Origin of the sequence: Carnobacterium sp. (assembly GCF_049673005.1) — a bacterium.
Classification (GTDB): domain Bacteria; phylum Bacillota; class Bacilli; order Lactobacillales; family Carnobacteriaceae; genus Carnobacterium_A.
This window is the reverse complement of sequence record NZ_JBATXB010000083.1, coordinates 1-5,043: the sequence shown is the minus strand read 5'-3', so window position 1 is coordinate 5,043 and position 5,043 is coordinate 1. Positions and strand designations below refer to the sequence as shown.

The window sequence follows — 5,043 nt, the reverse complement described above, 5'->3', positions numbered from 1 at the left end:
TGGAGGAGAAGCTCTTGCAATAAAGCATAACGTTGCCTCCGGAGAAGATTGGGATACTGTTAGCCAAGAAGCTAAAAAATCATTTGGAAAAATCGATGTTTTAATTAATAATGCTGGTATTACAGGCAATTACACTAAAACAGCCGAAACAACAGATGAAGCTGAATGGCAAAAAGTGATGGATATTAATTTGAAAAGTATCTATCTTGGTATCAACCGAGTGATACCAGTGATGAAAGAAAATGGTAGCGGTTCAATAGTGAATATTTCATCGATTGCAGGATTAGTTGGCTCTGGTGGAGCATTTTCTTATACAGCTTCAAAGGGTGGAGCTCGTTTGTTAACAAAACACACAGCCGTTAATTACGGTCCGGATCATATCCGTTGTAATTCAATTCATCCAGGAACGATTAAAACAGCTATGTCTGAAGTTTCACTATCTAATCCTGAGATATTAGAACATATGCTAAAAGGAATTCCTCTAAAATATGTTGGAGATGCAAACGATATTGCTTATGCATGCGTTTATCTTGCTTCTGATGAATCAAAATACGTAACGGGTTCTGAATTAGCAATCGATGGAGGATATACGGCTCAATAGAAATTTCTCGAACAGAGGAATGGTTAACTAGAATACATTAAAAGATCTTCTCTCTTCTATCAAAGAAAGAGAGGGTCTTTTTTTGTTAAAAAAGATTGTTAAAAAGGCTGTTTAAAATAGCGCTAACAGCTTATCGTTTTTACTCTAACAAGAGATAACGTATACTGGAGATATCAGAAAATAGGATTCTATAAATTACGTAAAAAGAAGGTGATAGAGTGTTTACAAACCGACGATTAACAGAAGCGTATAAAAACGCACGAGTAGAGTATTTTAATGAGAACTCGAAATACATCTTTTTTAGTGATGTCCATAGAGGGAATGGAAGTATGTCAGACGAGTTTGCCCGAAATAGAAATATCTATCATCATGCATTGAACTATTATTACAAAAACGGATTTACTTATGTTGAAGCAGGTGACGGTGATGAGTTACTGGAGTATTCAGATTTTAAATACACAAAGAACGCTCATCGGGAAATATTTGATGTCATTAAAGATTTTTTTGATGAAGGGCGATTAATTAGACTTTATGGCAATCACGATCTAAAATTAAAAAATAAAAAGTATGTAGAAGAAAACTATTACACAAATTATGACGAATACAATGAAGTTTTTTTTGACTTCCTTAAAGGATTAAAACCAATAGAAGCGTTAGTGTTAAGAAATCTAGAAACAGGACAAGAGATACTAACCGTCCATGGACATCAAGGAGATGCACCCAATGATCAATTTGCTTTCTTTACAAAACTTTCGATACGCTATTTTTGGAAGTTTTTACATGGATTTGGGATAAGAAATCCATCTAGTCCAGTAAAAAATGTTACTAAACGACATAGAATTGAAAAAAATTTTAATAAGTGGATTAAAAAAAATAAAATGGCTTTAATTTGCGGACATACGCATAGGTTTAAATACCCGAAAAGTGAAGATCTTCCGTACTTTAATTCTGGATGCTGTGTCTATCCAACCATTATTACGTGTATCGAATTGACTGAGGGACAAATTCAATTGGTCAGATGGAAAATTAAAGTGGATTCAGAAGGTGTTTTGGCAATTGGACGAGATGTCATGAGAGGACCAGAGCCAATCGAATCCTTTGATATCAGGTAACTAGTAAATGAAGTAGTCGCTGCTATCTGTTAAGGATATGGATTGAAAAACAAAAAAATCTAATTCTAAAAAAAGTTGATAGTTAGAATTCATTAACAGCGTGAGTAGTTGGTTCATGTTGTTTTTGTTTTTAAAAGAGGGCTTACTTAATTTTAAACTAATTTAAGTCGAGCGTTGAAAAAATTAAAGGAGGTAAAAAAATGAATCCAATTATTGAAGTGAAAAATTATACTAAAAAATATGGAGACTTTGTTGCGGTTGATAATGTTTCTTTTAACGTAAAAGAAGGAAGTATTTTCGCATTTCTTGGTCCAAATGGTGCAGGAAAGAGTACAACCATTAATACGTTGGTTACTATGATGGAAAAAACATCAGGAACATTATTAATAGATGGAAAAGACGTATCAAAAGAAAAAGATGAAGTGCGAAAAACGATTGGCGTAGTCTTTCAATCTCAAACATTAGATGAAAAAATGACAGTGAATGAAAACTTAAATATGCATTGTGTCTTTTACGCTATTCCCAAAAAAGATGTCAAAGATCGTATTCATTTTGTATTAGACTTGGTTGATTTACTTGAGTGGAAAGTTAAAACTGTCTCAAGTTTATCTGGTGGGATGAAGAGAAGAGTCGAGATTGCTCGTGCGCTATTACATTATCCAAAAGTTTTATTTTTAGATGAGCCAACCTCAGGTCTGGATCCTCAAACAAGAAATAAAATGTGGGAATACATTACGAGACTTCAAAAAGAAAAGAATATCACTATTTTTTTAACAACCCATTATATGGATGAAGCAGAAATTTGCGATCATGTTGCTATTATGGATAATGGGAAAATTGTAGTCGATGATACTCCTGCAAACTTAAAACGTCTGTATACAAAAGATAAGGCGATTATACAAATGGTTAATCCAGAAGCATTTGAGAAAGTACTAATAAGAGAACAGCTTCTGTATAAAAAAGAAGGGAATTATTTTTTTGTAGAGGTTGATATAGACGCCATACAACAGTTCCTAGATATTGTGCAGCCATTCAAAAATGACGTAAAGGATTTAGAAATAAAAAAAGGAACATTAAATGATGTCTTTTTAGAAGTTACAGGCAAGGAAATAAGAGAGGAGACGTCAGAATGAGAACCATTACAGCGCTTTGGGTAAGAAATATACGTGGTTTTGTAAGGGATCGAGTTAAACTTGTCACTTCCCTAGTTATTCCGTTTTTCTTCTTATATGTCTTTAGCTCAATTTTTAAAACAGACCAAGTCGAGGATCCAACGGCATTTTTATTGGCGGGGATTATTGTAGCAACTGTTTTTCAGACATCATTGAACATTGCTACATCTACAATTGATGACACGGTTTCAGGTTTTATGAAGGAAATCTTAGTTAGTCCAACGAGTCGTTTTCAAGTAGCCTTAGGTCAATTATTATCAGCTGCTACAATTGCAACTGCTCAAGGAATTCTTATTTTAATTATTGGCTTTTTTACAGGATTGAGATTTGAAAATTGGATAACAATTCTATATGTTTTATTTGCTTTAATGTTAGTCGGCTTAGTTTTTTCAGGATTAGGCTTATTTTTAGCTTCAATGGTAAAAAGCTCTTCTACCTTTCAAGTTGTGCAGCAAGCCGTTGTTTTACCTTTTACATTCTTATCCGGTGCCTACATTCCGATAGATTTCTTACCAAGTGTGCTTAAATTTGTTTCTTATTTTAATCCTATGACTTATACAACCGCCTTTTTCAGAACAATTATGTTAGAAAAAGGAGGATTATCTCAAGAAGGATGGTTGAAATTAGGATTAGCGTTTGATTTAAATGGCTTTATTATAACGCCATGGATGAGTGGGGGTATCATCGCTATTTTTGGAGCTTTATTCCTATATTTAGCTACAGATTCGTTTGTTCGTGCTGACTTTAATAAAATTTCTCGTAATCCATTAGCTCGGAAATAAGAATAAGTAAAACCGCCCACTAAACGTTTAGTGGGCGGTTAAGTTATAATTAGAAACCAGATAAATGAAACCAATTAATGGTAACCTGAGAAAACAATAGTAGTGTAATCCGGTACATGTATAGATAAGGGAGTTGTCCCAGATAAGAAAGGGAGCCTCTTTTCTTCTAATTCTTCTATTCTATTCATTTCTCCAGATAAATAGGTCTCTATTTTTTGGCGAGTTGTCTTTAATCGTTGTAGCAATCCACCATAACGATTATCTAGGACTTCCCAGCCAAATGGTTTATAGGTAGTCATCCAAATCGTTTGGTGGCAATCGCGTAAATCTTCAACGGCTTTAATAATTAGAGGCAAACGAGAATGGGCAAGTTCAGTTAATTTAGTTCTCTGATTATTTTTGTAGGCTTCAATTAGTTCAATTCCAAAGGTAGATTTTACTTGTAAAACAGTCGCCAAGTATTCGTAAAATAGTAAATTTAAGTGAAGAATATTTTTTGATGTATTTAGTGAAGAGGAAAAACTAGTTCTGATTTTTTCATAGTGGGCTACTAAATCTCTATCTTTTTGATACTGCTCAACATGTGCATCAAAAAGACCTAATAAAGGGTCTTGCCAAAGCAAATATTTCGATGGGTTTGCCATATAATGATTCATTAACTCAACGCCAGGCACTTCGTCTAAATAGCGAGTTGCTATCATTTGATCGTATAAGTTTGGATGAACACAGCTAGCAAAACGAGTAGCAACAAATTCTTCAGTAACGAATTTATTGTACGTGTGTTCCGCATACCACTGCATAATTGGCAAAGCGTTCCAATGAGATGTTTCCTGACCATTATCGCCCCAAGTAGTGGCCATTATTTTTTTAACACCCATCTCCTTGCACGTCATCAAAGCTGGATTAAGAGTCTTTAATGATTTTCCATGATTAGGAGTAAGAGAATCATAAATATGAATGCCACCTGCAAACATTATGTCATCAGCAAATAGACGATGGTTAATCAGACGTTGCTTATAATTGGTAGGTTCAAATTCACCGTAGTCCCAGTAAACATATGTGATATCTTGAGGCATAGTAGCAGCTTTATAAAAATCAATTTCTGCATTTACAGGATAGTAACCAGACAAACTTTTTTTATCTAATGTGTGGTAAATAAAATCACTCCAAACAAGAGGCTTCATTTCTATCTCTCGACACATTTCCACTACTTTATTTAAGTGTGCTTTGATTAGAGTGTACCGGTCAGTGTAATCGTGGGTATTTAAGTACTGACCCAGACCTACACCGTACGCTTCATCCAATCCGATATGGATTTTTTCAGAATGGAAACTATCTTTTATACTTTCTAACATCTCTAGAATAAAGTGATACGT

The 5,043-nt window shown here is 34.1% G+C and carries 5 protein-coding genes; 4 read left to right on the top strand and 1 reads right to left on the bottom strand.

Annotated elements, in window-relative coordinates:
• The 4 genes from WBF61_RS06335 to WBF61_RS06320 all read left to right on the top strand — a co-directional run.
• Positions 1-601 (top strand): SDR family NAD(P)-dependent oxidoreductase (locus WBF61_RS06335; protein ID WP_424254924.1); only part of this gene is annotated, 601 nt, incomplete at its 5' end.
• Between the two features lie 218 nt (positions 602-819).
• Positions 820-1,713: a metallophosphoesterase gene (locus WBF61_RS06330; RefSeq protein ID WP_424254923.1), complete on the top strand. Its 894-nt coding sequence runs from the start codon at positions 820-822 to the stop codon at positions 1,711-1,713.
• A gap of 200 nt (positions 1,714-1,913) precedes the next feature.
• A complete protein-coding gene (locus WBF61_RS06325; protein WP_424254922.1) occupies positions 1,914-2,846 on the top strand; it encodes an ATP-binding cassette domain-containing protein in 933 nt (310 codons plus the stop codon).
• Complete coding sequence (locus WBF61_RS06320) at positions 2,843-3,667, top strand: ABC transporter permease (protein ID WP_424254920.1); 825 nt, start codon at positions 2,843-2,845, stop codon at positions 3,665-3,667. The genes WBF61_RS06325 and WBF61_RS06320 overlap by 4 nt, the downstream gene beginning before the upstream one ends.
• 74 nt (positions 3,668-3,741) lie before the next feature.
• Here WBF61_RS06320 and WBF61_RS06315 read toward each other — a convergent pair.
• A partial coding sequence (locus WBF61_RS06315) for a hypothetical protein (protein WP_424254918.1) occupies positions 3,742-5,043 on the bottom strand: 1,302 nt, incomplete at its 5' end.